Annotated in this window: 27 protein-coding genes; 16 read left to right on the top strand and 11 right to left on the bottom strand. The window is 36.6% G+C overall.

Going from position 1 to position 25,985, the window contains the following annotated elements; translation table 11 throughout:
* Window positions 1–25: 25 nt before the first annotated feature.
* The 6 genes from AsFPU1_RS18990 to AsFPU1_RS18965 all read left to right on the top strand — a co-directional run bounded on the left by AsFPU1_RS18990 (window position 26) and on the right by AsFPU1_RS18965 (window position 4,861).
* Window positions 26–664 carry a cadmium resistance transporter gene (locus tag AsFPU1_RS18990; RefSeq protein WP_124972752.1) on the top strand — a complete coding sequence of 213 codons (639 nt, stop codon included), beginning with the start codon at window positions 26–28 and terminating at the stop codon, window positions 662–664.
* A gap of 285 nt (window positions 665–949) precedes the next feature.
* Entirely contained in the window at window positions 950–1,456 is a 507-nt protein-coding gene (locus AsFPU1_RS18985) for an LptA/OstA family protein (RefSeq protein ID WP_124972750.1), read from the top strand.
* A gap of 175 nt (window positions 1,457–1,631) precedes the next feature.
* Complete coding sequence (lptB, locus tag AsFPU1_RS18980) at window positions 1,632–2,360, top strand: LPS export ABC transporter ATP-binding protein (protein WP_124972748.1); 729 nt, start codon at window positions 1,632–1,634, stop codon at window positions 2,358–2,360.
* 12 nt (window positions 2,361–2,372) lie between these two features.
* The gene (locus AsFPU1_RS18975; protein ID WP_124972746.1) at window positions 2,373–3,551 is read left to right on the top strand and encodes an LptF/LptG family permease; all 1,179 of its coding nucleotides are present in this window, start codon (window positions 2,373–2,375) and stop codon (window positions 3,549–3,551) included.
* A 5-nt stretch (window positions 3,552–3,556) separates the two neighbouring features.
* Window positions 3,557–4,354, top strand: a complete 798-nt coding sequence (locus AsFPU1_RS18970) for a type 1 glutamine amidotransferase (RefSeq protein WP_124972743.1) — start codon at window positions 3,557–3,559, stop codon at window positions 4,352–4,354.
* 66 nt (window positions 4,355–4,420) lie between these two features.
* Complete coding sequence (locus AsFPU1_RS18965) at window positions 4,421–4,861, top strand: DUF29 domain-containing protein (RefSeq protein ID WP_124972741.1); 441 nt, start codon at window positions 4,421–4,423, stop codon at window positions 4,859–4,861.
* 112 nt (window positions 4,862–4,973) lie between these two features.
* Here AsFPU1_RS18965 and AsFPU1_RS18960 read toward each other — a convergent pair whose 3' ends face one another.
* The 8 genes from AsFPU1_RS18960 to AsFPU1_RS18925 all read right to left on the bottom strand — a co-directional run bounded on the left by AsFPU1_RS18960 (window position 4,974) and on the right by AsFPU1_RS18925 (window position 9,611).
* A complete protein-coding gene (locus AsFPU1_RS18960; protein WP_124972739.1) occupies window positions 4,974–5,891 on the bottom strand; it encodes a tetratricopeptide repeat protein in 918 nt (305 codons plus the stop codon).
* Window positions 5,892–5,936: 45 nt separating this feature from the next.
* Window positions 5,937–6,260: a 2Fe-2S iron-sulfur cluster-binding protein gene (locus tag AsFPU1_RS18955; protein ID WP_124972737.1), complete on the bottom strand. Its 324-nt coding sequence runs from the start codon at window positions 6,258–6,260 to the stop codon at window positions 5,937–5,939.
* Between the two features lie 42 nt (window positions 6,261–6,302).
* Complete coding sequence (locus tag AsFPU1_RS18950; RefSeq protein ID WP_124972735.1) at window positions 6,303–6,776, bottom strand: bilin-binding protein; 474 nt, start codon at window positions 6,774–6,776, stop codon at window positions 6,303–6,305.
* A 71-nt stretch (window positions 6,777–6,847) separates the two neighbouring features.
* Window positions 6,848–7,330 (bottom strand): 2Fe-2S iron-sulfur cluster-binding protein, encoded by a 483-nt coding sequence (locus AsFPU1_RS18945; RefSeq protein ID WP_124972733.1) that lies wholly within the window; start codon window positions 7,328–7,330, stop codon window positions 6,848–6,850.
* Between the two features lie 18 nt (window positions 7,331–7,348).
* Window positions 7,349–8,023 (bottom strand): V4R domain-containing protein, encoded by a 675-nt coding sequence (locus AsFPU1_RS18940; protein WP_124972731.1) that lies wholly within the window; start codon window positions 8,021–8,023, stop codon window positions 7,349–7,351.
* Between the two features lie 2 nt (window positions 8,024–8,025).
* The gene (locus AsFPU1_RS18935) at window positions 8,026–8,520 is read right to left on the bottom strand and encodes a globin family protein (protein WP_124972729.1); all 495 of its coding nucleotides are present in this window, start codon (window positions 8,518–8,520) and stop codon (window positions 8,026–8,028) included.
* A 9-nt stretch (window positions 8,521–8,529) separates the two neighbouring features.
* Window positions 8,530–8,898 (bottom strand): hypothetical protein, encoded by a 369-nt coding sequence (locus tag AsFPU1_RS18930; protein ID WP_124972727.1) that lies wholly within the window; start codon window positions 8,896–8,898, stop codon window positions 8,530–8,532.
* The gene (locus AsFPU1_RS18925; protein WP_124972725.1) at window positions 8,898–9,611 is read right to left on the bottom strand and encodes a V4R domain-containing protein; all 714 of its coding nucleotides are present in this window, start codon (window positions 9,609–9,611) and stop codon (window positions 8,898–8,900) included. Before AsFPU1_RS18925 ends, AsFPU1_RS18930 begins: the two co-directional genes overlap by 1 nt.
* Window positions 9,612–9,766: 155 nt before the next feature.
* On the opposite strand from AsFPU1_RS18925, the gene AsFPU1_RS18920 reads away from it, so the two are divergent.
* Together AsFPU1_RS18920 and AsFPU1_RS18905 are read left to right on the top strand one after the other, a co-directional pair.
* A complete protein-coding gene (locus tag AsFPU1_RS18920) occupies window positions 9,767–10,159 on the top strand; it encodes a DUF1622 domain-containing protein (RefSeq protein WP_227873419.1) in 393 nt (130 codons plus the stop codon).
* A gap of 978 nt (window positions 10,160–11,137) precedes the next feature.
* Window positions 11,138–11,821, top strand: a complete 684-nt coding sequence (locus AsFPU1_RS18905; protein ID WP_124972721.1) for an IS630 family transposase — start codon at window positions 11,138–11,140, stop codon at window positions 11,819–11,821.
* Between the two features lie 160 nt (window positions 11,822–11,981).
* On the opposite strand, the gene AsFPU1_RS18900 is transcribed toward AsFPU1_RS18905, so the two are convergent.
* Entirely contained in the window at window positions 11,982–12,809 is an 828-nt protein-coding gene (locus tag AsFPU1_RS18900; protein ID WP_124972719.1) for a photosystem II manganese-stabilizing polypeptide, read from the bottom strand.
* A 244-nt stretch (window positions 12,810–13,053) separates the two neighbouring features.
* Between AsFPU1_RS18900 and AsFPU1_RS18895 the strand changes: the two genes are divergently transcribed.
* Window positions 13,054–13,383, top strand: a complete 330-nt coding sequence (locus AsFPU1_RS18895; RefSeq protein WP_124972911.1) for a hypothetical protein — start codon at window positions 13,054–13,056, stop codon at window positions 13,381–13,383.
* Here the strand turns inward: AsFPU1_RS18895 and AsFPU1_RS18890 are convergent.
* Window positions 13,368–14,291 carry an NAD(+) kinase gene (locus AsFPU1_RS18890; protein WP_124972717.1) on the bottom strand — a complete coding sequence of 308 codons (924 nt, stop codon included), beginning with the start codon at window positions 14,289–14,291 and terminating at the stop codon, window positions 13,368–13,370. The two genes, AsFPU1_RS18895 and AsFPU1_RS18890, sit on opposite strands and share 16 nt — an antisense overlap.
* Window positions 14,292–14,726: 435 nt before the next feature.
* On the opposite strand from AsFPU1_RS18890, the gene cysH reads away from it, so the two are divergent.
* Complete coding sequence (gene cysH / locus AsFPU1_RS18885) at window positions 14,727–15,548, top strand: phosphoadenosine phosphosulfate reductase (RefSeq protein WP_124972715.1); 822 nt, start codon at window positions 14,727–14,729, stop codon at window positions 15,546–15,548.
* A gap of 368 nt (window positions 15,549–15,916) precedes the next feature.
* On the opposite strand, the gene AsFPU1_RS18880 is transcribed toward cysH, so the two are convergent.
* Window positions 15,917–16,168 (bottom strand): hypothetical protein, encoded by a 252-nt coding sequence (locus AsFPU1_RS18880; RefSeq protein WP_124972713.1) that lies wholly within the window; start codon window positions 16,166–16,168, stop codon window positions 15,917–15,919.
* Window positions 16,169–16,415: 247 nt separating this feature from the next.
* Here AsFPU1_RS18880 and cimA point away from each other — a divergent pair, with 247 nt between their 5' ends.
* The 6 genes from cimA (at window position 16,416) to AsFPU1_RS18850 (ending at window position 25,974) form a co-directional block, all read left to right on the top strand.
* Window positions 16,416–18,038: a citramalate synthase gene (gene cimA, locus AsFPU1_RS18875; RefSeq protein ID WP_124972711.1), complete on the top strand. Its 1,623-nt coding sequence runs from the start codon at window positions 16,416–16,418 to the stop codon at window positions 18,036–18,038.
* 143 nt (window positions 18,039–18,181) lie between these two features.
* Window positions 18,182–19,162: a transposase family protein gene (locus AsFPU1_RS18870; protein ID WP_124972709.1), complete on the top strand. Its 981-nt coding sequence runs from the start codon at window positions 18,182–18,184 to the stop codon at window positions 19,160–19,162.
* Between the two features lie 115 nt (window positions 19,163–19,277).
* Window positions 19,278–19,490, top strand: a complete 213-nt coding sequence (locus tag AsFPU1_RS18865; protein WP_124972707.1) for a glycosyltransferase — start codon at window positions 19,278–19,280, stop codon at window positions 19,488–19,490.
* Between the two features lie 459 nt (window positions 19,491–19,949).
* Window positions 19,950–22,937 (top strand): glycosyltransferase, encoded by a 2,988-nt coding sequence (locus AsFPU1_RS18860; RefSeq protein WP_124972705.1) that lies wholly within the window; start codon window positions 19,950–19,952, stop codon window positions 22,935–22,937.
* A 5-nt stretch (window positions 22,938–22,942) separates the two neighbouring features.
* On the top strand, window positions 22,943–24,103 hold the full coding sequence (locus AsFPU1_RS18855) for an FkbM family methyltransferase (RefSeq protein ID WP_124972703.1): 1,161 nt from the start codon (window positions 22,943–22,945) through the stop codon (window positions 24,101–24,103).
* Between the two features lie 80 nt (window positions 24,104–24,183).
* Window positions 24,184–25,974 carry a hypothetical protein gene (locus tag AsFPU1_RS18850; RefSeq protein WP_124972701.1) on the top strand — a complete coding sequence of 597 codons (1,791 nt, stop codon included), beginning with the start codon at window positions 24,184–24,186 and terminating at the stop codon, window positions 25,972–25,974.
* Window positions 25,975–25,985 lie beyond the last annotated feature (11 nt).

Here is a 25,985-nt window from a genome sequence, read left to right as displayed (position 1 = left end):
CATTTAAATTGGGATTAGTCAAATAATGACAACTTTTCTCTCTATCGTTTTAACGGGAATTTTTAGTTTTATTGCGACTAATTTAGATGATCTTTTAATTTTAACTCTATTTTTCTCTCAAAAAGAGCATAAATCACAAGTTTATTCTATTGTTATTGGTCAATATCTGGGATTTACCATTATCATTTTAGCCAGTCTGCCTGGATTTTTAGGTGGATTAATGATTCCTAAAGAGTGGATTGGTTTTTTAGGATTAGTTCCTCTAATTATTGGCATAAAAAGTTTATTTAATCAAGAAGATAATAATGATGACATCAAAATTAAATTAACTCAACCTGTCTTTAATGGTGAACAGAAATCTAATTCTTGGATAAGATATTTTCGTAGATACTTAAATTCTACAGTTTTGTATGTGGCCTCAGTAACCATTGCCAATGGAGGGGATAACATCAGTATTTATCTTTCCTTATTTTCTCAGAAAAACCTATTAGATTTAACTATTATTTTGCTGATTTTTTATTTTTTGGTTGGGGTATGGTGTTTTTTAGCTTATTGGCTTGTTAGCCATCAAATTATTGCGAAAATTTTCCTAAAATATGGCCGTATTATCACCCCGTTTGTTTTAATTAGCTTAGGAATTTTTATTTTGATTGATGGATTTTAACTCTAAAGAGTTAAGCTAGAAAAACAAAGGTTGCCTACGCAACCTAGAATTTAGTCTGCGAAGGCGGACTTAGTTTCTATAGGCTCAGACATAAGGTCTGTAAATAAGGGTTGTACTTATAATTTATAGACCCGGAAAGTCTCACCAATAATTTACAAATCAGCAACAAACCAACCCTATGAACGTCTTTCGTAAAAGAAAGTTACCACTAAACCTGTCGATTGGGAAAGGATTGAGTAAACTAACAATAGAATAATTTTGAATCGTTAGCTCATAGGATCAATCATGTTTTCTGTTCCAGTCTCTATGGTAAAAGGTTCTTTAACCGCTCTGGGCTTTACCTTAGCCCTCATCTTAGGGGCAGTTCCCCTCAACGGGGATGTCAAAACAGTCCAAGCCCAAACCCAGCCCCCTAACAGCCCCTTAACCGTCCGTTCTGATATTCAAGAAGCCAACTCAGAAACCGGAGTGGTAACAGCAAGAGGGAACGTGCAAATCTTCTATCCTTCCCGTCAACTTCAAGGAACAGCCGTTCAAGCTCAATATTTTAGTCGAGAACGCCGTCTGGTTCTCACAGGCAATGTTTACGTCTTGCAACAAGGCAATAGTATGCGAGCAGAAAGTATGACCTATTTAATCGATGAAGGACGATTTATTGCTACCCCAGACACCAAACAACAGGTAGAATCTATCTATCTTGTCACTGAAGCTGAGGAAACACCCCCTGAACCCGCTTCTGTTACCTCTCCTCCCCCTCTAATACCATCAGATGGACTTATTCCCCTAAGATAAACACATTTTAGCCTTGACGCTTTACTCCTTCAACTCCCAACTTAATAATGACCAAAAAAAGAGGTTTCAAGCCTCCTATGAGCAAGAGGATAGAAATAAATTTATTCGTTGCTTCAAGCTAACGACTCGTTTGCGGTAGTAACTGATAACTGATAACTGATAACTGATAACTGAAATGACACTGGTTCTAGAAAACATCCATAAATCTTACGGCAAACGAACAATCGTTAATCGCGTTAACCTACAAGTGGCCCCTGGCGAAATTGTGGGACTTCTCGGCCCCAATGGTGCGGGCAAAACCACGACATTTTATATTGCCACAGGTTTAGTTAAACCAAATATTGGTCGAGTTTGGCTTCATCAACGGGATATTACCAGTTTACCTTTGAATAAACGGGCCCGCTTAGGAATTGGTTATATGACGCAACAAGCCAGCATTTTTCGCTACTTGAGCGTTCAAGAGAATATCCAATTAGCCCTAGAACAAACGTCTGTTCCGTTTCGGGAACGCACTAGACGTTTATCTCAACTACTTAGAGAGTTTAGTCTAGAAAAAGTTGCTAATACCCAAGGTTCTCAAGTTTCTGGAGGTGAACGACGACGTACTGAACTAGCAAGGGCCTTAGCTGTCGGGTTAGATGGGCCGCAATTTCTGTTACTCGATGAACCCTTTGCCGGAGTTGACCCCATTGCTGTTTCAGAAATTCAGACCCTCATCGCTCAATTACGGGAACGTCAGATGGGCATTCTCATCACAGATCATAACGTACGCGAAACCCTAGCGATTACCAATAGAGCTTATATTATGCGTGACGGCCAAATTCTCGCGGCCGGTAGTGCTGAAGAACTTTATACTAATCCCTTAGTCCGTAAATACTATTTGGGAGAAAATTTCCAATTTTAACCATAAATCCCCATGAATACGGCCCAAGTTAAAGCATTTAAAATGAGTTTACGACTCCCTGGCTTTTCAGTCATGGATCGTTATCTTTTTTGGGAACTTTTACTCCCTTTCTGTTTTGGTATGGGGATTTTTACCTCATTAGGAATTTCCATCGGGACTTTATTTGATTTAGTACGTCGTGTCACTGAATCTGGTTTATTATTAACCGTTGCTCTAAAAATTCTCTTATTAAAGATGCCAGGGTTTATTGTTCTGGCTTTTCCCATGGCCATGTTACTCTCAGCTTTGATGGCTTATAGTCGTCTATCAAGTGATAGTGAATTAATCGCCATGCGGAGTCTAGGAGTCAGTGTTTATCGCTTAGTCATCCCTTCTATTCTCTTTAGTTTAATTGTCAGTGGAGCAGCTTTTATTGTCAATGATTGGGTCGCTCCTGCTGCCACTCACGAAGCAGCAGTTACCCTAGAAAAAGCAGTTAGTAAAGAGCGTCCCACATTTAAAGAACGTAATATTGTTTATCCTGAATATCGAACCATCGATCAACCTGATGGCCAACAAGAAAGCGTCTTAACTCGTCTTTTTTATGCCGAAGAATTCGATGGGGAAAAAATGGCAGGATTAACTATTCTTGATCGTACCCAAGAAGGGGTTAATCAAATTGTTACCTCAGATTCAGCTACCTGGAATATTTCTACGAATACCTGGGATTTTTTCAATGGTACTATCTATTTAATTGCTCCTGATGGTTCCTATCGTAATATTGTACGCTTTGAACATCAACAATTAGCTCTACCTCGTATTCCCCTAGATTTAGCCAATCGCCGTCAAAACTTCACAGAAATGAGTCTTAGTGAGACGAAAGAATACTTAAAAGCTATGAAGTTAAGCGGCAATGAACAAAGAGTGCGTAAAGTACAAGTACGTATCCAAGAAAAGTATGCTCTACCCTTTGTTTGTTTAGTCTTTGGGTTAGTCGGGGCCGCTGTAGGGGTTAGACCTCAAAACACCAACAAAGCTACCAGTTTCGGCATTTGTGTCGGGTTAATTTTTAGTTATTATCTCCTCTCCTTTGTCACAAGTTCTCTCGGTATTTGGGGCATATTAACCCCCTTTTTAGGAGCTTGGATGCCTAATCTCTTGGGATTAGGCGCAGGAAGTCTATTATTATTTCAATCAGCACGTTTACGATAATTTTTATGTCCCAAACCCCAGAATTAAGGATTGGTTGGCTTTATCCTAATCTCATGAGTACCTATGGCGATCGCGGTAATGTCATCTGTGTACAACGCCGTTGTCAATGGCGGGATATTCCTGTTACTATTATCCCCCTAGATCAACAAACCGAAGATTCTATCTTTTCTACAGTTGATCTCATTGTCGGCGGTGGGGCCCAAGATCGTCAACAAGAAATTGTCATGCGGGACCTAAAAGGAGCAAAAGCAGACGCATTACGCCAAAAACTTGATCAAGGAACCCCCGGAGTCTTTACTTGTGGTTCTCCTCAACTCCTGGGTCATTATTACGAACCCGCGTTAGGACAACGTATTGAAGGGTTAGGATTACTTGATCTCGTAAGTAAACATCCTGGGCCAAATGCACCCCGTTGTATCGGTAATGTGGTCTTTGAACTGACTGCTTCACCCATTGCTGATGACCTAAAACAACAACTGGGAGAACCCCCCATCGTCATCGGGTTTGAAAATCATGGGGGTAGAACTTATTTAGGTACGGTTCAACCTCTGGGACGGGTTATCAAAGGCTATGGTAATAATGGGGAAGACGGTTATGAAGGAGCATTTTATCATCATGCGATCGCCACTTATTCCCATGGCCCTCTCTTACCTAAAAATCCCTTTTTGGCAGATTGGTTAATTAAGAAAGCTTTAGAAGAAAAATATCAAACAGAAATCAATCTGACTCCTTTAGATGATACTTTAGCCTATGAAGCACGTAAAGCTATGTTAAAACGCCTAGAAATTTTAGCTATTAAATAAGACTTTAAAATATTGTAGGTTGGCATTAGAATAGACCCAATCTTTTTCATTTAAGGAGTTTAAGCGATGAGTCAGACAATAATAGAATTGGCTTACGAGAAAGATTACCACCAATGGACAATAGAACAGGCTCAAGCCTTACGAGAGCTTGTTAACACCCATCAGGAATTAAAACATTTAGAGGGTTTGGACTGGGATAATATTATTGAAGAGATCGAAGCCTTGGGACGTAGTGAATATAACGCCGTAGTCAGCTTATTAATGAGACAAATTGAACATCGTTTAAAGATTGATTACGTTCCTTTGCCTGAATGTCGTAACAAGTGGAAGTCTGAGGTTATTGCTTTTAAGAAAAATCTAAAACGCAAATTAGCTCCAAGTATGAAGCCAAAGCTCGACAAACAGTTTTCAGAAATTTATCAAGATGCCGTCGAAATTGTCGAAGCTGAATATGAAATCAGCTTACCTAAGCAATGCCCTTATAGCTTAGAGCAGCTACTACCTTAATGTTTAGAGTGGCCATCAGTTGAGGAACAAAACCCAACAAACCCAAATCAATTTTCAATCTTTGTAGGGGTCAACGGCCGTTGACCCCTATATTTTTTAAATTGATTAAATTCTAACCCAGCATAGTCGGTCTTTCCTCCTTATCAGCATCAGGAGAGAAAAGATGACCCACAGCTAAAGTTTCTTGAGTTTCACCTTCTTCTATTAAGAGTGATTCATTTTCCTCTATTTTGTCACTTATTTGATAGAATTCTTTACCGAGATTACGAGCTTTTTCATAACTTGTTATGTCCCCTTTTTCAAAATAATATTTTGCCGCTAGACGTAAATCTTCTACTGCTTGTCTTCTTTGACCTAATTCAGCTAAGAGAATGCCTCGGTTATGATAAGCTTGAGCATAAGTAGAATCAAAATGTAGAGCTTCTGTATAATTTTCAATAGCTCCTTTTTTATTTCCTAATTTTTGATAACTTAAACCCCGTTTATAGTAAATTTCTGGGCTATCAGGATGACGAGGAAGATCTTGGGAAAAGGTTTGAATCTGCAGTAACTCTTTAACAATACCTTCAATTTCTTTTTGTTGTGAGTCTAAAGAAGTAAAAACTTGATTAAGTTGTTGATTTTCCTGTGCTAAATCAGCAATTAATGCCTTAGATTCTTCTAGTCCATCTGAAAACTTAACAAATTGGATTTGATAATCTTTTTGTTGCTGAATTAACTGATCATTAAACAGATGTTTAACTTGTTCCACTTGTTGTGATAGAACAGTATTTTTCTGAGTAATTTTTTGACTTAATTGAACGGTGTTTGCTCGTTGAACTTGAGCCATTTTTACCGTCATTTGTCTACGGTTAGCCATTTGCAAAGCCACAGATAACGACAGAGGAATAGTAGCAAACGCCATATTATTTAAGAGAGAACCAACTATCCCACCAACCAACCCAACACCTGAAATAATATCTAACATTTCAGGCAGATTATTTTCTGTTTCTTGATTTTCTAATTCTTGATTATCTACTTGAGGTTCCATAGTCTTAAAATTCTAATCAATTTTATGATAATAATGACAACAAATCTAGTCTAAATATTCCTCAGCTTGATGAGTAATAATCTTACAATGTGACTTAGGTGAGGCAGCACAAAGTAAAATATATCCAGCATCAAGTTCATCCGGTCTGAGGAAAGAAATTGCTTTTTCTGTTTGTTCAACTGTTCCTTCTACAACTCTAGCTAAACAGTCAAAACAAGAGGCTGCACGGCAAGAATAAGGATGTTTTATTCCTTGAATTTCTGCCATATCTAGTATATATTCTTCATCTGAGACTTCAATTGTTTTTGCTAATCCTTTGTTTTCATTAACTAAGGCAACATTAAAGTTATGATTATCAGTATTATTCATGGTATATTTTCTCAAAATTTAATGATTAAGTGGAACTTAAATTTAAGCTCCAAGAATGGTACAATCTATTTGTAAGGCCGGCAAAATAAGAGCCGCTTCTTCAGGAGTAAGATATTGTTTAATTACTTCTTGAATAATTGGGTAATGAGTTCCAACAAAGTATTTATAACCCACGGCCCGCACAATAGTTTGTACCCAAATTAATAATCCATCTCGTAACCGATCAAGATCATTAATTAACATGGCAGCACTACTATAACGAACAGCATTTTGACGATCACGCCGACAAATTTCTTTTTCATGTTGTCCCATAAAAAATAAAGAATTATTTTTGTTTAATTCGTGCATTTTTGTTTCTACTTCCACCAGAATAGAAGATTCATTTTCTCTAATTTTTTCATAAGTACGAATCCTTTGCTCTGCTGAATTCAAATAATCTTCAAGAAATTGTAATTCTTGATCAGTAGCATATTGACCATCAGCCTGTAAATTTAACCGTGATAATTGGGTTAACATTGTCTAATTTTCCTCATTTTGATTGATATTTTTGAGTTCAGAATATTTATAAAATGTTAATTTTTTATTGTTTAAATATCCTGAGTTTTTTGCAAATAATCAGATACTTCTACCTTAGTATTGTTGAGTTGAGTAATCATAGAACGAGTGACTAATTTACCCGCTTCTACTAATACTGAACCTGTCAAAGGATGTAAGATATCTTGTTCAGCACGACGGCCAATTAAATCTTCAATATTGTCAATTTGATTGACATACATCCCAGAAGGAACTTCAACCACAACTCCCGGCCCAATAACCCGTGCTTGACAAGCAAGTCGAGAGAATTTTTGAGCCGTTGTAATCACTTCTAAGGTTCTAATTTCTCGTCGGTTAACAGGGGATAAACCGTCCGTTCCTTCTTTAATAAAGACATGGCAAGTAGAACACATTCCTCGCCCTCCGCACTCCTTCAAAACATTAAGTTCATTCTTTAATAAAGCACTGAGAATATTGTCATTAGTTTGAATAGAAACTTCTGTATTCATCGGATCGAGTTTAACAATTTTTGCCATTTTAAAAGTCTCCTTATTTTAATTAATAATAGATTGATTACGACACAAAAGTTCCATAATCGTTCCATGATCATGTCCTTCTTCTAACCAAGCTGAAGCCGGATTAATTCTTTCAGCTATACCAATCACAAAATCATTACAATCGGCTCCCATAGACTCACAAGATGTTTGGATACAATGTAATTTTTCTTCAGTAATTTCACTTAAAAAAGCACTTAAAATTCCTGCTTCAAAAAAACACATCGGACGTTTATTTTGGGGAGCAAATTGAGCAAAGGGAGAATTGATAATTTTAGCAAGTAAAAATCCCTGTTGATAATATTTAAAATCAATTTCTAAAGTTCCCCATCCATGAGTTTTCCAGCATTGTTTTAAACATTGCAAAAATTCGATCATTTCCATGCTTGCTAAAGGTTTACCATAATATTTTCCAACTTCTTCTGCAAACCGTCGATAAAAGCTTTTACCCCACCAAAGGCCACAACTAAACAAAGCAACACCACTTCCTTGACCTAATTCGTTTTCTAAAGCTGCATAAAGAGCTTGTAATAAGGTTTCAGGTAAAGCTAAAAGACGAGAACCACTACGGTTTTCAAGCAACCCAAATTCAAAGTCACCTTGAACATAAGCATCAGGAGAAAAATAGTTACCCTTAACTGGATTATCTTGGATTAAATTAGCAATATCAATCATGCTTATTCTCCGACTAAAATAGGTTGAAGATTGGTGTTAGATTCAAGTAAAGTATGATGAGCTTGAGATAAGAAAGGTTTAAGTAATTGCCATTGTTCTTGAGGTAGCATCTCGTATAAACTGTCTTGTAATCGCTCATAAAGACGCTGTTCTATGGCTACCATTTCATGAGCATGAATGATATCGGTTAACCATTCTAAAAGTCTATGTTGGAAATAATCAGGGTTATTGAGTAACATGGCCATAGACCCATAACGCATCACCGCAATCCAATGTTTTAATGCTCTTTCAATGAGTTCAGTCTTAGTGTTAGGAAAGTCTCTTAATAAACCATTAGCAATGGGTTGAAATAAAGAAATCTCTTGATCTCGTAACCATTTATAAGTAGCTAACCGTTCTTTTAGAGAATTTACTTGATTTTTAAAGTTGGCAATTTCTTCTGGTTGAAGATAATGATCTTCAGCCGCATAAAATACTTCTTGAAAGTCTATTTGCATGGTGTTTCTTTAGAATAAATCTGATAAATTATTCACATTGAATTCTGGAGGAGTGATAGAAGGTTTAGGGGAGGGAGAAGATAGCTTAGGAACCACTCCTACTTTGTTATTATTTCCCCAAACTATGCCTCCCAAAAATGTGCTAACTGGGAGAGTGACTAAAGCACCAGAAACCTCTTGAGTTGATTTTTCTAACGGTTTAAATGATGGTTTACCAGTCCAATTTGCTTGTTGGATAAAGTCTCCTAATTTGAAACATAACCAAGAAGGAGGGTCTTCTAAGATGGCTGAGGGTTCTAATTTTTGGGGAATACCTGACCAATTATAGGTACTAAAAAAGTAGTCAACCCTTAACCCGGCCCAGGTATGCTGACTCATCACTTGAGATACTCCCCATTTTGTAGGCGTTTTTCGATATCTTTCGCGTGGGCCCCCTCATTTAGCCAAAACGTAGCCGCATCAATGCGATTTTGTTTCCCTAAGAGGAATTTACAAAAGGTTTCCCCCATGGCATAACATTGAATTTCGATACAGCTTAAGTCTTTTTTGACTAAATTGCCAAAAAATCCGGCTAAGAGTCCGGCGTAAATGTGACAGACGGGTTTACCCACATCTCCTAAAGTTCTTGCTACAGCAGAATCAAAAATATTGACGAACATGAAACCGTTTTTCTGTTCGCTCATATCTACTTCCCAGTTACCCCAACCTTGAGCGGTAAAAGGCCACCACCAAGCCTCTAAAACATATAAAAGATTGAGTTGATTAAGAGGTTTTTGGTATCCGTATTCACTATAAAACCATTTTTGAAAAAAGTCAGCATCTCGTTTACCCCATTCAAGACCAATACTATAAAGGACAACTCCTGCGGCACTTCCTACTTCTTGTTCGAGTCCTTCCATTAAACCAATGATAAAATCTTCACTGGTGAGAATATTACGGGATTCATTCCAATCAATAATAGTACCTGTATTAGTTTGAAAACAGAAAAAATCGTCTAGTCCATAATGATGATGTCTTTTGGGATATTTTTTCTTTAAAATATGCTCTGCTTGTTGAGAGAGTTTCTGTGTGGGAATTGAGGTGAAGACCATAGAATAAAAACCTCAAAATATTGGAAAACGTAAACATTTAGTCAACTTAATCTCATTCTAAAAAATTCTGTGTTTCTTTTCCTCTGTAGTTTTGGGTAAATCCCTGGCTAATTGCCCTTATTTATGGGTAGAATTACAGAAGAAAATGACAATTCATGCTAAAATTGATTACAGAAACTACACAGACTATAAAATTAGTCGAATATCTTGAAGCAAATTTACATCAATGGGTGCTGTTGTTTAAGCTCTTATTAGACTTTGTTTCTGTGGTTTGTGTTGTCTATGGTTTTTTTGTTTCAGTCCGTTCGGTCATAATCGCTTTTCCTCGTAGTCGTTCTTTTCCTTTGGCCCAACTGCGATTAGAATTTGCCTCTTGGCTGGCTTTAGCTTTAGAATTTCAATTAGGAGCGGATGTGGTGGCAACTACTGTGGCCCCTTCTTTTGAGGCTTTAGGCAAATTAGGTATCATTGCTGTGATTCGGACTTTTCTTAACTATTTTTTAACAAAAGAACTAGATGCTAAGCGATCACAAGATAAAGTATCTTAATATTGAAGTAGGGGCGGGTTTATTTAACTTTCTTGTGAACATAATGGACTTATGTAAAAAACCCGCCCCTACAAAAAACGCCCCTACAAAAATACCCCACAATTGGTATTGATAGCAATCGCGTAGTTAGGGAACAATCAGTCTCCGAACAATTAGTTAGGGAACAATAAGCCCGCGATCGCCATTGCCCCGAACACCTCAGAAATAAGCAACAATTAGGGGAATGGTACTTAAGCCAGCCCGTTGATAGGTAGCCATTAACCGTTGAAATTGGGCTCTCCTGCACTTGTGGTGATAAGCACGGCTTATTAAAATAAACAAGCGGGGAAACCAGTAAGCGATCGCGCACCACACCATCACCATGGCCAAGGTGGCCAAGATACCAAAATTTGACCAATGGCAAATGACCTTAGAGTGTCCCCGATGGCCGCTTTGGTCATTTATGATGGCAAGGATTAAGTGCTGAACTCTTTTATATATAGAGATACTTTTGTCGCCTCTATATAGATGAGATTTTTCAGGGTTTGGCATAAGGCTCTGGCGGTGATGGATCGGAGTGAGTTGATGCCAATTGGCACAAAAAAATATAGTCATTAATTTTCTGCCAATTGGCACAGTTAATTAGTTTCTAAAAACTCCTTACCTTTTCAGAACGAATGTTTTTAGGGAACAAATCCGCGATCGCTGCCATTTGGCACAAGTTAGGGAACACACAGAGCAGTTAGACTTTACTGATGGTTAACTCGTTTGATGGTTCTGAGATGGGTAAGTCATTACGAACATTCGATACATCGATATCTAATGACTTGGCCAGAGTTTTAAGGGATACGCCAAGATGACCGCATAAAAGCACAGCACTATCAAGCTTAGGCATTCTCTCCTTAAGAACCCATGAATTAATAGTCCTTTCAGAGATATAGCAATCGCCAGGGCGATTAGGACATAGAATAGAGAAAGACCCTTAAACTTTTCTTCTCTATGGCTAAACCCTACAGTTATGACCTGCGCCAGAAAGTCATTAATGCGGTCTCGCTGCGCGAGTGCGAAAGCACCGAGCTTGATGGACTCAAAAAGAGTGAAGCAAGCGAACTATTCAACATTAGTCGTAATACCATAGATTTATGGCTGAAGCGTCTTAAAGAAACAGGAGACTTCGCTAGACAGAAATTCTCTGAAGAAATAGCTAGATATAAACCTGAGCAAAGAGTTTATATAGATGAGGCGGGCATGGATAATAGAGAAGATTATGGCTATGGTTATAATGAAAGAGGAAAACGTTTTTATGCACTCAAAAGTGGGAGGAGGGAAGGACGAGTTAATATGATTGCTGCCTTGTGTAATGGAGAGCTGTTCGCTCCGTTTACTGTTGAAGGAGCTTGTAATAGAATCGTTTTTGAAACGTGGCTAGAAACTTGTTTGATCCCATCACTAAAACCGGGTCAAATAGTGATTGCCGATAATGCTACCTTTCATAAAGGTGGACGTATTAAAGAATTAATTGAAGCTGCTGGTTGCCAGTTAAAATACTTGCCACCTTATTCACCTGACCTTAATAAAATTGAGCGATGCTGGTCATGGTTAAAGAGTCGAATTCGTAAAAAAATTAGTCAGTTTGACTGTCTCCGGGATGCCATGGAAGATGTGCTTCGCACAGTGTCCTAACCGCCTTGGCGGTTGCTATACCAGAATATCTACAATTTATATTATGGGAAGTTGACAGATTTGCAGATAGAGGTAAAAAGACCCCTGAGTTACAGGGGTCTTTTAATCCGTATAATAAAACCCAGTAGATAAATGTGTAGCTTACATTTAAAGAAACTGATTAGGATGCAGGTTGAACGCGAGCGTAGAAACTACCCCGAATTTTTACCTCAAGAGGTTCTTGCGCGCCTAAATCAGTATCAGAAGGCTGTTCACTTTCAAACACCCCACCAATTTCTCCAGTTTCCTTATCAACTTTAGTGACTCGTAGAGAAATAGACCCTTTACCAATAGGAGTTTGCTTCACATTAGCATATTCGTCATTATCAGCCGTTGCAGGTAAAGCAACCGCATTATCATAACCAGTAGCTAACCCACGACCTTTAGGATCAAGAAAAGTTGCCCCCCGATAAGAAGGAACTTTAAAAGAGCCTTCAAAATCAGTAGAACTGTTGATAGAACTGAATCCAGGTTCAGTAATACCCACTAAGTTTTTGATAGTAAAGAAGAAAGGAACTTGTTCACCACCAGGTAACTGAACTGTCACAGGTTGAAAATCCATCCCTTCTTTTTCAGAAAAGGTTAAAACCCCATCGTTACTGACGGTGATTTTTCCAGTAATTTGCTCTAAACTGGTTGTATAACGAGTTAAGAGCTTCCCAGCAACATATTCTGCCTTTTGTCGTTTATTAACAGGTTCTTCCTTAACAAAATATTCTTCGGGTTGAAGACACAAATCTTCAACTAAGTAAGTTTTACCTGCTTCAACGGGTAAAGAACCCCGTGTAAATTCAGACATTTGGGGGCATAGATTAGCCAATCCGGTATTCAAAATCTCATCATAGGTTAAATCCTGGGGATTAACCGCATTAGCAGGCCCATCACTACAAGCTGTTATTAACCCTAAGCATAGAGCCAAAAAAGCAATAATTAATGCACGAAACTTCATGATCATCCTCGCTTTGTCAATCTCAAATTTTAATTTCTTGTCCCTATTTGCATCACTCGTTAAAGAGATAACAGATAGCATCTCGGACAAGTTCGCTAAATTGTATCGGGATCTACTCTACCAAAATTTCGTAACGCCCCTACTTTAAAAGTTGAGAATTCTTTGGACTCAGAATCTCTTATGATGGGAAGACTAGGGCAAAGATACAAGATTAACCATGCAGCAACAAGAAACACAACAGACAATACAGTCGTCTTTGCTCCCAGAAAGCAGTTCTTTCTCGGAGTCTCTTAAAGATCTTGTTGTCAATGTCAACAGTTTAGCTCATCAATGTGAGGGGGATAGTCAGAAATTACTAGCTTTACTGCGTATCCTAGAAACTCTCCACCGAGAAATTCGTAGTGATATGTTTGAACCTTCCTTACCCAATACTCGTAACTCTCTCTATGAGATTCTCAGAGAAATTGAGGAAACTGGAGGTTGGCCCTACATCGAACGGATGAAACTGCAAACCCTGATTCAATGTCTATCTGAGGAAACCCCCCCTAACACTGAACTTCAAGAGACTCGATGATTATTGTTATAACGAATTCTGGCACCTGCCCATTGTAATTTTTCTCTGAGGGTTTGATAAAAGGAGTAATTTTCCCGCAAAATAATGAATCTAGCCATACAATCAGCCATTCTGACAGAGGCCCATTGTCCGGGCCAAATAGACGTAGCTAAAGAACTATCTGTCCATAACTTAGTATTTAATTCATAATCCCCCAAGGGCCAAATATTGACTACCGAACGGGGAGGAATAACAATAGGACGACTTGAAAGACTCAAAGGACAAATAGGAGTCACGGAGATAGCATCCATCCCTGGATGGATAATAGGGCCATTTGCTGACGCACTATAACAAGTTGATCCCGTAGGAGTGGCCACTAATAAACCATCTCCTTGATATTGATCTACTATTTGCCCATCTACTTCCATTTCTAACACCGCCGTTGGCATTCGGTCAATACTGGCGGGTTTAACACACATTTCATTGAGACAATAAAAACGTTCACTACTTTGTTTAGGAGATAAGCGATCGCCTTCAAATAAACGCGCTTCTAACATCATCCTTTGTAACATAGCATAGCGATCGCCTTGAAGACGATCCCAAACATTTTCTGTATCTTCAAATAGTTCAAAAGGTTCGGTCAAAAACCCTAGATGTCCCCCCACATTGACCGCTAAAATAGGAATTCCTTCGGGGGCTAATTGTCGGGCAGAGGCTAATATGGTACCATCCCCCCCTAAGACAACAGCTAGATCAATCTTATCCGTTACTGAAGACAGAAACACTGGATAAGGATTATCTTTAAACCCACTCGGCCCCATTAATACTTTACATTTGCGGGCTTCTAATTGCCGAGAACAGGTCTGGGCCCAAGATTTACTTTGAGCATCCCCCGCTTTATAGGCAATAATAACTTGTTTAAGTTCCACTGATTAATGGTCTTATCCTATATGGATAAAGGTTTTCAGGTTTGAGATAAACAGAAGTAGGTATTTAACTTTTGTATTACTTCAATTGGGGTGTTTTAACCCCTTAAATCATGATATCTCACCTTGTTAATACTTCACTTATACTTCATTTATGTTTTAAGTCAGGACAACCTAACTAATATAAGCAATACCTATAAATTATTATAACACTAATGTAGTATCAATTATGTTACATTCAACCAACCATTGACTCTAGATCTCTTAACTTATTACAGTATAAACATTGAACGCTCAGGAGAAAGACACCCTCGATACAAGTTCTTAAGTCAGAAGTTGAGTACTTTTCCCCCCTAAAACTAAGATACAATCAAAATTAGCCTAGTCATATTTCAATGGCTCCTCAAGATTTATTGAACACAAGAGGAAAAATATAGCATGACCCATACTAACTTGGTCAACTCTCATACAGATAACACTTACGGTACAGCCTATCAGGTTCTTCACCCTCATTATACCAATCAACCTGAATTAGACTTAGAAGCCATTAACCAAACCTTAATTAATGCTAATGCCCAAACAATGGTTCAATGGGCAGTTAATACCTTTGGTGATGGTTTAGTGATGAGTACCAGTTTTGGTATTCAAGCGGCCGTGATGTTACATCTAGTGACTCAAGTTATTCCTGATATTCCGGTGATTTGGGTCGATACAGGCTATCTTCCCCCGGAAACCTATAGATTTGCCCAAGACTTAACCGAACGCTTACAGCTTAATTTAAAAGTTTATCAATCTCCCCTCAGTCCTGCCCGCATGGAGGCTCTTTATGGTAAACTTTGGGATCAAAATGATGTGGAATCTCTCAATCGCTACGATTTAATTCGCAAGGTTGAACCGATGCAACGGGCCTTACAAGAGTTAAATGGGACAGCTTGGTTAGCAGGTTTAAGAAGTGATCAAACTAATCACCGTAAATCTCTTTCTCGTGTTGCTAAACAAGGAAATCATTATAAAGTTCATCCGATTTTAACTTGGACTTCTCGTGATATTTATCATTATTTAACTGCTTATGATCTTCCTTATCATCCCTATTTTGATCAAGGATATGTTTCTGTGGGTGATTGGCATTCTAGTCGTCCGGTAATGGCCGGGGATGAAAATGAAAGAGACAGTCGTTTTCATGGACTTAAACAAGAATGTGGTTTACATCTTCCTTTAAGTCCAGAAGCAGCTAAAAGTTTGGATTCTAGTAACCTTTAAAATGTAGGTTGGGTTGAGGAACGAAACCCAACAAATATTAAAATGAAATAATCAGGGTTCTACCGAACTTGTTCTGCTAAATTATCACAAATAATAGACTTTAACTCGCTCAGAGTGAAGCTATACAAACAAAGGTTGCCTACGCAACCTAGCATTTAGTCCGCGCTCGTCGGACTTAGTTTTTATAGGATCAGACATAAGGTCTGTATAAGATTAATTGTTGACCTGAGTTCGACATAAGGTAATTTGTGGAAAATTCGCTACAAGCAAGAGTCTGGCAACCCTTATTCTCTCGTTGAAAAAATCCGAACTCCGACCTCAGGTTGTTGGGTTTCATCCCTCAACCCAACCTACAATAGGAGTTCTTTTTATAATCTTTGTCTCTTTATATCTATATATTCTTTAACTAATTCTGCTAACTTTTCAACTTCAGATTTTCCTTCTAAAGCACATAAACCAGCAAACGCTTTTCTTTCTTCTGTTGTTAGATAATTATGAGAATTTTCTGTAGATTTTGAGTCAGAAGTAGTTTTTGTTGAATTAGTTTTAACATCAAAAACATTTTCCAGATCGTCGATGAATCCTTTTAAATCACCTAAAAACTTATTATTAAAACTCATCTCATTTTTACTCCACTATATTTTTTTAGATCATAACCTAACTTTTGTTCTAATGTTTGTTAACTTTATTTAAAACAAAGCTGTATTTTTACGGAAATTAACCCTTAAAAGTCACTTAAATGGTATAACAAAGAAAGCTAATCTAAATCCGCGATCGCTAACAAATGGGTTTTGAGCGATCGCAGATAAAAGAAAGGGATAGACTAACCCTTGTTTCGTTAAATTTTATTGAATATTAATCCTAATTATGTGTGCATCTAATCGGATTTGGATTTATGATACCACCCTCAGAGATGGGGCCCAACGAGAAGGAATTGCTCTATCCTTAGAAGATAAGCTCAAAATTGCCCGTCAAGTCGATCAAATGGGTATTCCTTTCATTGAAGGTGGTTGGCCCGGTGCAAATCCCAAAGATGTACAATTTTTCTGGAAATTACAAGAAGAACCCCTCACCCAAGCTGAAGTAGTCGCCTTTTGTTCTACTCGTCGTCCTAATAAAATTGCCGCCGAAGATCCCCTCTTAAAAGCAATTCTAGCCGCCGGAACCCGTTGGGTGACTATTTTCGGAAAATCTTGGGATCTCCACGTTACAGAGGGGCTTAAAACCACCCTAGAAGAAAATTTAAAGATGATAGCAGATACTATTGAGTATCTTCTTAGTCAAGGACGGCGGGTCATTTACGATGCAGAACACTGGTTTGATGGTTATAAACAAAACCCTGATTATGCCCTAAAAACCCTAAAAGCGGCGAAAAATGCCGGGGCAGAATGGTTAGTTTTGTGTGATACCAATGGGGGAACCTTACCTCACGATATTAGCCAAATTGTCCAGGATGTGGCCAGAAAATTAGAGATTAAACCGGATACGGATTCTGTGCAGTTGGGTATTCATACTCATAATGATTCAGGTACGGCCGTTGCTAATGGTTTGGCCGGGGTCATTGAAGGAGTCAGAATGGTACAAGGAACCATTAATGGTTATGGGGAACGATGTGGCAATGCTAATTTATGTACATTAATTCCCAATTTACAGTTAAAAATGGGCTATGATTGTTTAACCGAAAATCAGTTAATTCAACTGACAAAAAGCAGTCGTTTAATTAGTGAAATTGTCAATTTAGCCCCGGATGATCATGCGCCTTTTGTAGGACGTTCTGCTTTTGCTCATAAGGGAGGAATTCACGTATCAGCAGTGCAGAAAAATCCCTTAACTTATGAACATATTAAACCGGAAGAAATTGGCAATGAAAGACGTATTGTTATTTCTGAACAGTCAGGTTTAAGTAATGTTTTATCCAAGGCTAAAACCTTTGGAATTGAGTTAAATAAGGATGATATTGCTTGTCGTAATATATTAGAAAAAATCAAAGAATTAGAACATGAAGGCTATCAATTTGAAGCAGCAGAAGCGAGTTTTGAATTATTAATGCGTCAAGCTTTGGGACAGCGAGAAATTTTATTTCAACTGCAAGGTTTTCAAGTTCATTGTGATAGGTTGTATGGGGAAGGAATGCCCTATACTAATGCTTTAGCGACGATTAAAGTCACTGTGAATGGAGAAGATAGATTAGAAGTTGCTGAAGGCAATGGCCCCGTTTCGGCTTTAGATAGTGCCTTACGAAAAGCCTTAGTTAATTTTTATCCTAAAATTGCTGAATTTCATCTAACTGATTATAAGGTGAGAATTTTAGATGGAGGGTCAGGAACTTCAGCAAATACTCGTGTTTTAATTGAGTCGAGTAATGGCAAAGAACGCTGGACAACATTAGGAGTTTCTCCTAATATTTTAGAAGCCTCATATCAAGCAGTAGTAGAAGGAATTGAATATGGATTATTATTAAATTCTGCTATTAAAGAGACTGTTAAATAGATATTGATTATTTTATCACTAATGTTCATTCATTCTATATTTGTGTAAGTTTGATGAACAATACTCTAGACCTCTCTATAATACTATAAGATTAAAATTATAGAGTATAATTGAAGTGAAAACTAATTTAGTAACACCGACCAATGGACAATTACACTTGGAAACATATCCAGAAACATCCTCAAGAAACAAAAAGATTATTAGGAATTGATTATCACCAATTAAGGCAACTGATAGAACAAGGAAAAATTCTGCGCCAAAGAAAACAAGATGAAATCGAAAAAAAGAAAATTAGAATTATCAAAGCAGGAGGAGGAAATCATCCTAAACTCTCTGAGGAAGAACAAATTATTTTAATGTTAGTTTATCTAAGACATCACTTAAGTTTTCAATTGTTAGGCTTACTTTTTCAGATCAGTGAATCATCCGCTCATAAATTCTTTGATTATTGGCAAAAAATATTTCAAGATGAGTTACCACCAAGTCTCTTAGAACAAGTAAAAAAGTGTCAAGAAGAAATGGAAAAGATTCGGGAAGAATTAACCAATCATGAATTGATAGTAGACAGTGCTGAGCAAGTCATAGAAAGACCTTCCGACTATGAAATTCAGAAAAAATATTATTCAGGAAAACAAAAAAGACATACTTTTAAAAGTCAGTTTGTGGTTTTACCAAAGGGAGCGGATATTGTGGATGTAGTTGTAGGAAAACCCGGTCCTATGAGTGATATTAGAATCTGTCGCCAAACCCTAAATAAATTTGATTCTCAACAAGCTTTCAGTGGAGATAAAGCTTATGTAGGAGAATCTCAAATAACTACCCCACAGAAAAAGCCTAAGAACGGGCAATTAACTGAAGAACAAAAAGAAGAAAATAAAATTTTATCATCGAAGCGAATTTTTGTTGAACATCTAATTAGAGTCGTGAAAATATTTAAAATTATTCAAGAAAGATTTCGTTTACATAAAAGTCGATATGATTCAATTATTCTAACCGTTTGTGGCTTAGTAAGATTAAGAATTGGTTCTTTAATTTTAGAAATAATAGAATCGGCTGATACTGGTCAAGTAATTGACGTTGTAATGAGTCATAATTTTTCTGCAAAATTAGATTTTGATACTTGAAACTCTAATTAAATCGTTCTTGAGTCCAAATTTTCAATTAGGTCTTAACCCACTTACTTCCATTGCTGTAACTGGATTATAGATTATTGGAGATGTCTTCTGTATTGCTTTTTCTATGAATCTCTCGGCATTCTTACAAACCGTAATCAAAGTTAGTGATAGACTAACATTTGAAGTAATGGCTTATGGAAAAGTAATTCTTGGAACAACTGTAGCGTTTCGGGGTTATCCAGTCGCATCTGGCAAAGAAGGAATTATCTGCGATCGCTTAGATGAATATCCTTCTCTCATTGCTCAACTTTTGAATAATCCTAAAAAACGGCAATAAATTGGACAAAATGCCCGAAAATTTAGCCAAGATTATGATTACCGTAACTTATATCGTCAATATCAAGATCTGATTGAACAAGCAAAATTAGGATGACACGACTTACGCAGATACGCTATTAGTAGGGTGGATTATCATAGCGTAACCCACTGTGACACTATTGGTAGAGTCTATGCTTAAGTCCTCGATGAGTTAGGGAACTTATCTGAAAGGACAAACGTCAAGGATAGCATTAATGTGTCATTGTATAGTTTTTTTGCAGTCAAACCGCAAAAAAAAGTTATTAGTTATTGTAAACTAAAATGATGTAAAGCATTAAAATTACTGACCATTGATTAGTTGACTTATTGTCGTATTGTGCATAATATTTTACCAATGTCGTCCCTAAATTTAATAAGAAAATTGATTAAGTGTGTGACCAAAGATCAAAATATAAAAAAGGTAATTAGTTAATATCTTATGAAAGTCCTTATTGCTGATTTCGATTTATTTATTAAGCTTGGCGGTGGTCAAACTTTTTACCGCAGTATTATCAAAAAAAACCCCCAGATAGATTTCTATTATATTGCTGTAAAAGAATTGTTAGATAGCCCTCGTCCGACTAACGCCCATGTTCTTCCCTATCAAGAACAGTTTCTGTTAACAAATTTCAAAAATTTCTTCGAGGTGACACCTCCAAAATGGGTAGAAAGGGCTTTTGTGATGGCGGGTAATATTGCCGCATCCGCAGCTAATCAACAATTTGATGTAGTTGATGTGCCTGACTATGAACAATGGGGCATCTTTTTACGTCCTGCGCTTAACTATTTTAAGGTAAATTTTGACCGTATTGCTCTTTCAATGCATGGCATAATTTCTACAACTGTGCGATTAGATTGGTTTGATTTTGGCTTGGAGAATATTCCCTTAGATATCCAAGAAAAAATGCAATATAAAACCGCAGATATTCGCTATGGGATTAGTAATAGTTATTTGGATGAATGGCGAGAAGTTTCTGATTTAGACTCTCATTATTATAATCCTCTCCATTTTCTTGATTTACCTAAACCCACCAGAGGTTTACCCTCAGAAAAACCCCCAAGTATCAATTTTATTGGCCGCACAGAAAAACGTAAAGGGCCTGATATTTTTGTAGATTTAGTGTGGTGGATTCCCAGAGAAAGTTATAGTGAAGCCAGAATAATTGGGCCTCATAGTTTCAATTATAACGAACTCCAATGCTCTAAAGATTATCTAATGAAGATGATTAATAATCGAAACAAAGATCTGAAGATTTGTGTACCAATGAATCCAGCAGAACTGGTAGAATTATTTGCTAGTAAATCGATTACTTTTGTGCCATCTAGATACGATACTTTAAATTTAGTGGCTTTAGAATCTCTATTTTCTGGTTGTCCTACGGCTATTGGTAATGGGGCGGGAGTTTGTCGCTTTTTAGAAGAAACTTTCCCAGAAATTCCCTTCATTAAAATTGATGTTAATAATATCTATACTGCTCTTCCTCTCATTAGTAAAGTTTTAGATAATTATGATGAATATCGAGAATATCTAGTCAATCAACTATTCTCTACTAATCGTGAAACCAGTGATCCCGATTTAGAAACAATTTATAATTCTTCCTTAGTGTCTGATTCAGAAACCAGTGAAGAGTTGGCTCAATGGTATAGTCAGTTAGTAACTTATTGGGGTTCTAATCGATCAGGATTTAGTTTAGGTAAAATACCTGTAGTTAAAGTTGTTAAATCTCAAATTAAACCAATTTATAAACAGATTCAAAACACTATTGGAGACACAAGAGAGCAACTTAGAAAACCATTAGAAGAAACTCGCAATGCTCAAACTTTAAAATCTTCTAAATTAGTTAAACGCTACAAATATACTTTTAATGCTTCAGAATTAACCCAAAAAGATTTGGGAAACAAAGTTAAAGAATGTTGGAAGTTAGGTTCAGATTTTGGTGGAGAAAATCAAAATTTAGAAGATAGACTAGGAAATGGCTATCGGATAGATCGGGTTCGTTTATGGCGAGAAATTGCCAGAATTGAAGAATTACGAGGGAATGAACTGGTAGCCGCTACCTATAAACTCAGGGGAATGCGTCTGTTAGATCAAGATTTATTCGGCGATATTTCCTATGTAAAACGGGCTTTAACTCATCAAGGTTTCACTAAAGAAGCTGAGATAGTACAAGCAATGTATGTCCAAAATTCTGAAAGAGAAAATCGCTGTTATGAATTAATTCAACAGTCATTATTAGACAATGTTCTCAATAAAGCATGGGACTATGAATTTGTTGATGATCGCCGAGATAAATCTGTTTATCGTGTCAGTGTTATTGTCTCCCTTTACAATGCAGCAGATAAACTTCCTTTGTTTTTAAGAACGTTACAGCATCAAACTTTAATTCAACGGGGAGAAGCAGAAGTTATCCTAGTTGATAGTGGTTCTCCGGGGGATGAATATCAGGTTTTTCAACAGTTAGCGGATGAACTTAATATCCCGATTGTTTACGCGCGATCCAAAAAAAGAGAAACAATTCAGACAGCTTGGAACCGAGGAATTGACCTTTCTAGTGGACGTTTTTTGTCATTTTTAGGAGTAGATGAAACCATCTTACCTGGTTGTCTAGAAATTTTAGCCGAAGAATTAGATGAAGATCCAGAATTAGATTGGGTCATTGGCCATAGTTTAGTCACTAATGTTGATAAACAAGGCAGTTGGGTCAATGACGTTATGTCTTATAATCGCCAGAATTATAAACAGGACTTAGTTTATTTAGAAACCTGTTATTTGTCTTGGGTTGGTGCTTTATATCGTCGTTCAATTCATGATCGTTTTGGTTACTATGATGGTAGTTTCCGGGGGGCAGGAGATACGGAATTTAAGAGTCGGATTTTGCCTTTTATTAACAGTAAAGTAGTTGACCAAACATTAGGAGTATTTTGGAACTATCCTGATGAAAGAACGACCCAAAGTCCCGCAGCCGAAATTGAAGATATGCGGGCCTGGTATGTTCATCGAACTTTAGGTGGGGTTCGTTATGGATTTGCCAATAGAAAGGTCGAGGAAATTGAACAATTAATTTACTTATGTCTGGGTTATCGTAAGTCCTACTGCGGTCATATCAGTACGGATTTAGAATATGCTTATAACCTAAGTTTATATCTAAAAGAAGTTCATCCTGAGTCCCAAGCTTTGCGGTATTTTAAAGGAATTGAAACTTTATTAAAGGCTTATCGGTCTTTGGATTGGATTCCTAAATTATCCCGTTTCTCTCCATTAAATAGAATCATTGAAACTCGCAAGATTGCTGCTCAAATTCAACAAGAACATCAAGTTTATTGGCATCAGCATAATAATTTAGAACTACAACTAAATTATCGTATTTTCAATGATAACCGTCACGAACAACACGCTTTTCTTTGGTTTACTAATATAGAAAAATAACAATCATGAATAAACTCAAAAATTGGTTAAAAGTTCGTTTAACTCGCTTTCTATTAGGAGAAATTGATCAACAACTCCAAATCAATCAAAAGTTAGAAGAAGTTCGACTCTATGGTATTGCCCCATGGTATCAAGAAAACCTTTGGGAACCTCCTGTTCAACTCGCGTTACGAGATCTCTGTCGTCCTGGTGATGTAGTTTTTGATGTCGGGGCAAATTTTGGCGGATTAACTACATTAATGTCTCGAATGGTAGGGCCAAAAGGGGTAGTTTGTGCCTTTGAAGCTAGTCCTCGAATTGTGGATAAATGTCAGCAAAATATCGTCTTAAGTGGTTGTAGTAATGTGCAGCTTTTTCATACAGCCGTTTATCACAAATCTTATGGGAAGGTTCCTATTTATTTGGGAAGTCATCTCAATGACAGTATTTATAGTAATCCTCAAAATGCACCAGCTGCTTATCAAGTTTCAACCATTGCCTTAGATGATTTTGTTAATCATACGGGACTGGTTCCTACTGTTGTTAAAATGGATATTGAGGGGGCTGAATTAGATGCTTTAAAAGGGATGATTAATACCATCACCACCGCTAAACCTCACTTAATTCTAGAAACTCAACCTGATGATACTCGCTGCTTAGATTTATTAAGAGAAAATGGATATATTTCGATTGATTTGAATACTTATCAAGAAGTTAAGAGTTCAAATGATTATCCTCCAGGTACAGGAATTCGGAATAATCTTTATATTCATCAAGATAGGTTAGCTGAAGTGGCTTATCAACCTCCCTTTGAATTTCAGGAAATATATACTCTGATAGTAGAAGATTTTGAAACTAAAAATAAAGGTTCAATCTCTCTCAAAAATCCCTTAATTCTTGATAAAGGTCGATATCTAATTGATATGGATTTTACTGCTCAAGGAAGGGACAATGATCTGACTTGTGGTGTGAAAATAGATGATAAAATTATTTTCCGTTATCATGCCTATAGTAACTTGCTTGCCTCTACTTATCGAGATTGGGTAATTCATATTTCGGAAACATCAAAAGTTAATCTTTATTTTGATTTCCTTAATGAAAGTTCTGATGATACATTATTAGTAAAAGGAGCTAAAATCACGAGAATCAATGATTTTAAAGATTTGTCTACTAATCTTTATATCTAAATCTGGGGGGAATTATTTAAAGTCATGATAACTTATTAATCACCCCCAATGTTTAAAATCCTAATTAGCCGTTTACAATTATGTTAATTCCACTAGCTAGTTTAGCCATAGGTTGTTTTATATTAAGTTTAACACTTTTAACTTATATAGGTTTACCTCTCCTCAAAAATATTCCTGTACTTTTTAAATTAAAGAGTCAACCTTATTTTGGATTAGGAAGTAGTTTAATTTCCTTAACATTGATGTTAGGGATTATCGGTTATTTTGGCTATATTGATGGCCAGATGCTGAGAACTTTAAGATTTGTTATGGGAGGAGGCGGAATAATATTAATGACGTTTCCTGTTGCAGAAAGACTTAAATATTCAGAGAAATTCGGTAAATATATTGCTCCTTATCTTAATATAAAAACAGGTTTAACTTTTATTTCCATAATTACTTTATTTTCAATTTTTTTGATTAGTTTCTTTGACGGTAATTATGGAGGTGATGGCTATATGTATCATCTTCCTTTTGCTGCCAGAATTTGGGGAATTATTTCCCCTGAACAATACACATTTGAAGATTATACAGAACATAGATTTTTAGGATTTCCACTTTTAGCCAACGCGCTTCAAGGCTTTTTCTGGAAAATTTTTCAACGACCTGAAGCTACTAATCTAGTTTGCTTTTCAAGTCTAATTATCTTAATCACTTATTTAACAAATTCTCTCAAAATACCTTTCTATTTAGCTACAATTTCTTTACTAGCTATTCCTATGGTTCATATGCACGCAGCTAGAAGTTATATTGACTTACCAGGAAATGTGTGCGTATCTATTCTAATTTTGACAACTTATCTTCTATACATTAACAAAATTTCATTTAACAACAAAACCTTATTAATAATATTTTTATCGGCTGCTAGTGCTGCCAATATTAAGTTTCAGTTAATTCCTGTTGTCTTTATTATATTATGCTTTATCTTTCCTCAAATAATTTCTAAATATTGGAAACCTGATGGTAATGCAAAAACAGGATTGATTCGTTTAATTAAAGTTCTATCAATATCTTTTTTAGCAACTCTTGTTATTTTTGTTACACCAATAAGAAATATTCTTGTATATCACAATCCTTTTTATCCAGTTAAAATTGAAATAGCTGGACATATTTTTAACCATAATGAAGCACCTCCTGATTTTATGCACGCAAATCTCAGAAAGCTTCCTCCAACATTAAGATGGGCAAAATCTGTGCTAGAAATTAATGCTTTTGATAAGAGAAGACCTTGGCCATGGACTTTGGCTATGGATTTTATTTCCTGGGATGAAGAAGCATTTGGCATAGGTGGTTATTTCGGTGGCTATGTCATATTTAATTTATTGCTCTTTATTTATCTCTGTTGGAAAATTCATAATCACGAATCTAAAATAGCTATATTTTTGATGGTTATAATGACAGGTTTAACCTCTATTATGCCCCAATCTTATGAACTCAGATATTATATGTATTGGATGATTGTGTTTGTTTCTTTAAATGCCTATCTTATCTCTCAGCATCTTAATTATTTCTCTGAAAATAAGCTGATTAATTCACAAAATTTTGCTTTGGTAGCGACTGGCTTCATGTTAGTATTTATTCTGCAAACTGATAAATTTTTCACTATACCAAAATTTGAGCCTTTATCTAGATATATTCAAGGGAACGTTCAAACGGAAATCTTAGATAAAATTAAGGATGGAGAAAAAGTTTGTTTAGTCGGTAAGACTCCCCATAGCTTCTTTTATAGTTCTTATTTTCATCCTTCTAGAAATTATTCACTTAAATCGGAATTTGAAATTAGTCCAAAATATAGTACACAAAAATGTAAAGGTAGAACCCTAATTCGATAAAAATGTTCTAA

It is taken from the genome of Aphanothece sacrum FPU1 (genome assembly GCF_003864295.1).
Taxonomy (GTDB): Bacteria; Cyanobacteriota; Cyanobacteriia; order Cyanobacteriales; family Microcystaceae; genus Aphanothece_B; species Aphanothece_B sacrum.
The sequence above is the reverse complement of the archived record's forward strand: the minus strand, read 5'-3'. Positions and strand labels throughout refer to the sequence as shown.

What these genes read in the sequence shown, in the direction of transcription:
- AsFPU1_RS18990 (WP_124972752.1), top strand. Translation starts at nt 26, where the DNA reads ATGACAACTTTTCTCTCTATCGTTTTAACGGGAATTTTTAGTTTTATT.
- AsFPU1_RS18985 (WP_124972750.1), top strand. Translation starts at nt 950, where the DNA reads ATGTTTTCTGTTCCAGTCTCTATGGTAAAAGGTTCTTTAACCGCTCTG.
- lptB (WP_124972748.1), top strand. Translation starts at nt 1,632, where the DNA reads ATGACACTGGTTCTAGAAAACATCCATAAATCTTACGGCAAACGAACA.
- AsFPU1_RS18975 (WP_124972746.1), top strand. Translation starts at nt 2,373, where the DNA reads ATGAATACGGCCCAAGTTAAAGCATTTAAAATGAGTTTACGACTCCCT.
- AsFPU1_RS18970 (WP_124972743.1), top strand. Translation starts at nt 3,557, where the DNA reads ATGTCCCAAACCCCAGAATTAAGGATTGGTTGGCTTTATCCTAATCTC.
- AsFPU1_RS18965 (WP_124972741.1), top strand. Translation starts at nt 4,421, where the DNA reads ATGAGTCAGACAATAATAGAATTGGCTTACGAGAAAGATTACCACCAA.
- AsFPU1_RS18960 (WP_124972739.1), bottom strand. Translation starts at nt 5,891, where the DNA reads ATGGAACCTCAAGTAGATAATCAAGAATTAGAAAATCAAGAAACAGAA.
- AsFPU1_RS18955 (WP_124972737.1), bottom strand. Translation starts at nt 6,260, where the DNA reads ATGAATAATACTGATAATCATAACTTTAATGTTGCCTTAGTTAATGAA.
- AsFPU1_RS18950 (WP_124972735.1), bottom strand. Translation starts at nt 6,776, where the DNA reads ATGTTAACCCAATTATCACGGTTAAATTTACAGGCTGATGGTCAATAT.
- AsFPU1_RS18945 (WP_124972733.1), bottom strand. Translation starts at nt 7,330, where the DNA reads ATGGCAAAAATTGTTAAACTCGATCCGATGAATACAGAAGTTTCTATT.
- AsFPU1_RS18940 (WP_124972731.1), bottom strand. Translation starts at nt 8,023, where the DNA reads ATGATTGATATTGCTAATTTAATCCAAGATAATCCAGTTAAGGGTAAC.
- AsFPU1_RS18935 (WP_124972729.1), bottom strand. Translation starts at nt 8,520, where the DNA reads ATGCAAATAGACTTTCAAGAAGTATTTTATGCGGCTGAAGATCATTAT.
- AsFPU1_RS18930 (WP_124972727.1), bottom strand. Translation starts at nt 8,898, where the DNA reads ATGAGTCAGCATACCTGGGCCGGGTTAAGGGTTGACTACTTTTTTAGT.
- AsFPU1_RS18925 (WP_124972725.1), bottom strand. Translation starts at nt 9,611, where the DNA reads ATGGTCTTCACCTCAATTCCCACACAGAAACTCTCTCAACAAGCAGAG.
- AsFPU1_RS18920 (WP_227873419.1), top strand. Translation starts at nt 9,767, where the DNA reads ATGCTAAAATTGATTACAGAAACTACACAGACTATAAAATTAGTCGAA.
- AsFPU1_RS18905 (WP_124972721.1), top strand. Translation starts at nt 11,138, where the DNA reads ATGGCTAAACCCTACAGTTATGACCTGCGCCAGAAAGTCATTAATGCG.
- AsFPU1_RS18900 (WP_124972719.1), bottom strand. Translation starts at nt 12,809, where the DNA reads ATGAAGTTTCGTGCATTAATTATTGCTTTTTTGGCTCTATGCTTAGGG.
- cysH (WP_124972715.1), top strand. Translation starts at nt 14,727, where the DNA reads ATGACCCATACTAACTTGGTCAACTCTCATACAGATAACACTTACGGT.
- AsFPU1_RS18880 (WP_124972713.1), bottom strand. Translation starts at nt 16,168, where the DNA reads ATGAGTTTTAATAATAAGTTTTTAGGTGATTTAAAAGGATTCATCGAC.
- cimA (WP_124972711.1), top strand. Translation starts at nt 16,416, where the DNA reads ATGTGTGCATCTAATCGGATTTGGATTTATGATACCACCCTCAGAGAT.
- AsFPU1_RS18870 (WP_124972709.1), top strand. Translation starts at nt 18,182, where the DNA reads ATGGACAATTACACTTGGAAACATATCCAGAAACATCCTCAAGAAACA.
- AsFPU1_RS18865 (WP_124972707.1), top strand. Translation starts at nt 19,278, where the DNA reads ATGAATCTCTCGGCATTCTTACAAACCGTAATCAAAGTTAGTGATAGA.
- AsFPU1_RS18860 (WP_124972705.1), top strand. Translation starts at nt 19,950, where the DNA reads ATGAAAGTCCTTATTGCTGATTTCGATTTATTTATTAAGCTTGGCGGT.
- AsFPU1_RS18855 (WP_124972703.1), top strand. Translation starts at nt 22,943, where the DNA reads ATGAATAAACTCAAAAATTGGTTAAAAGTTCGTTTAACTCGCTTTCTA.
- AsFPU1_RS18850 (WP_124972701.1), top strand. Translation starts at nt 24,184, where the DNA reads ATGTTAATTCCACTAGCTAGTTTAGCCATAGGTTGTTTTATATTAAGT.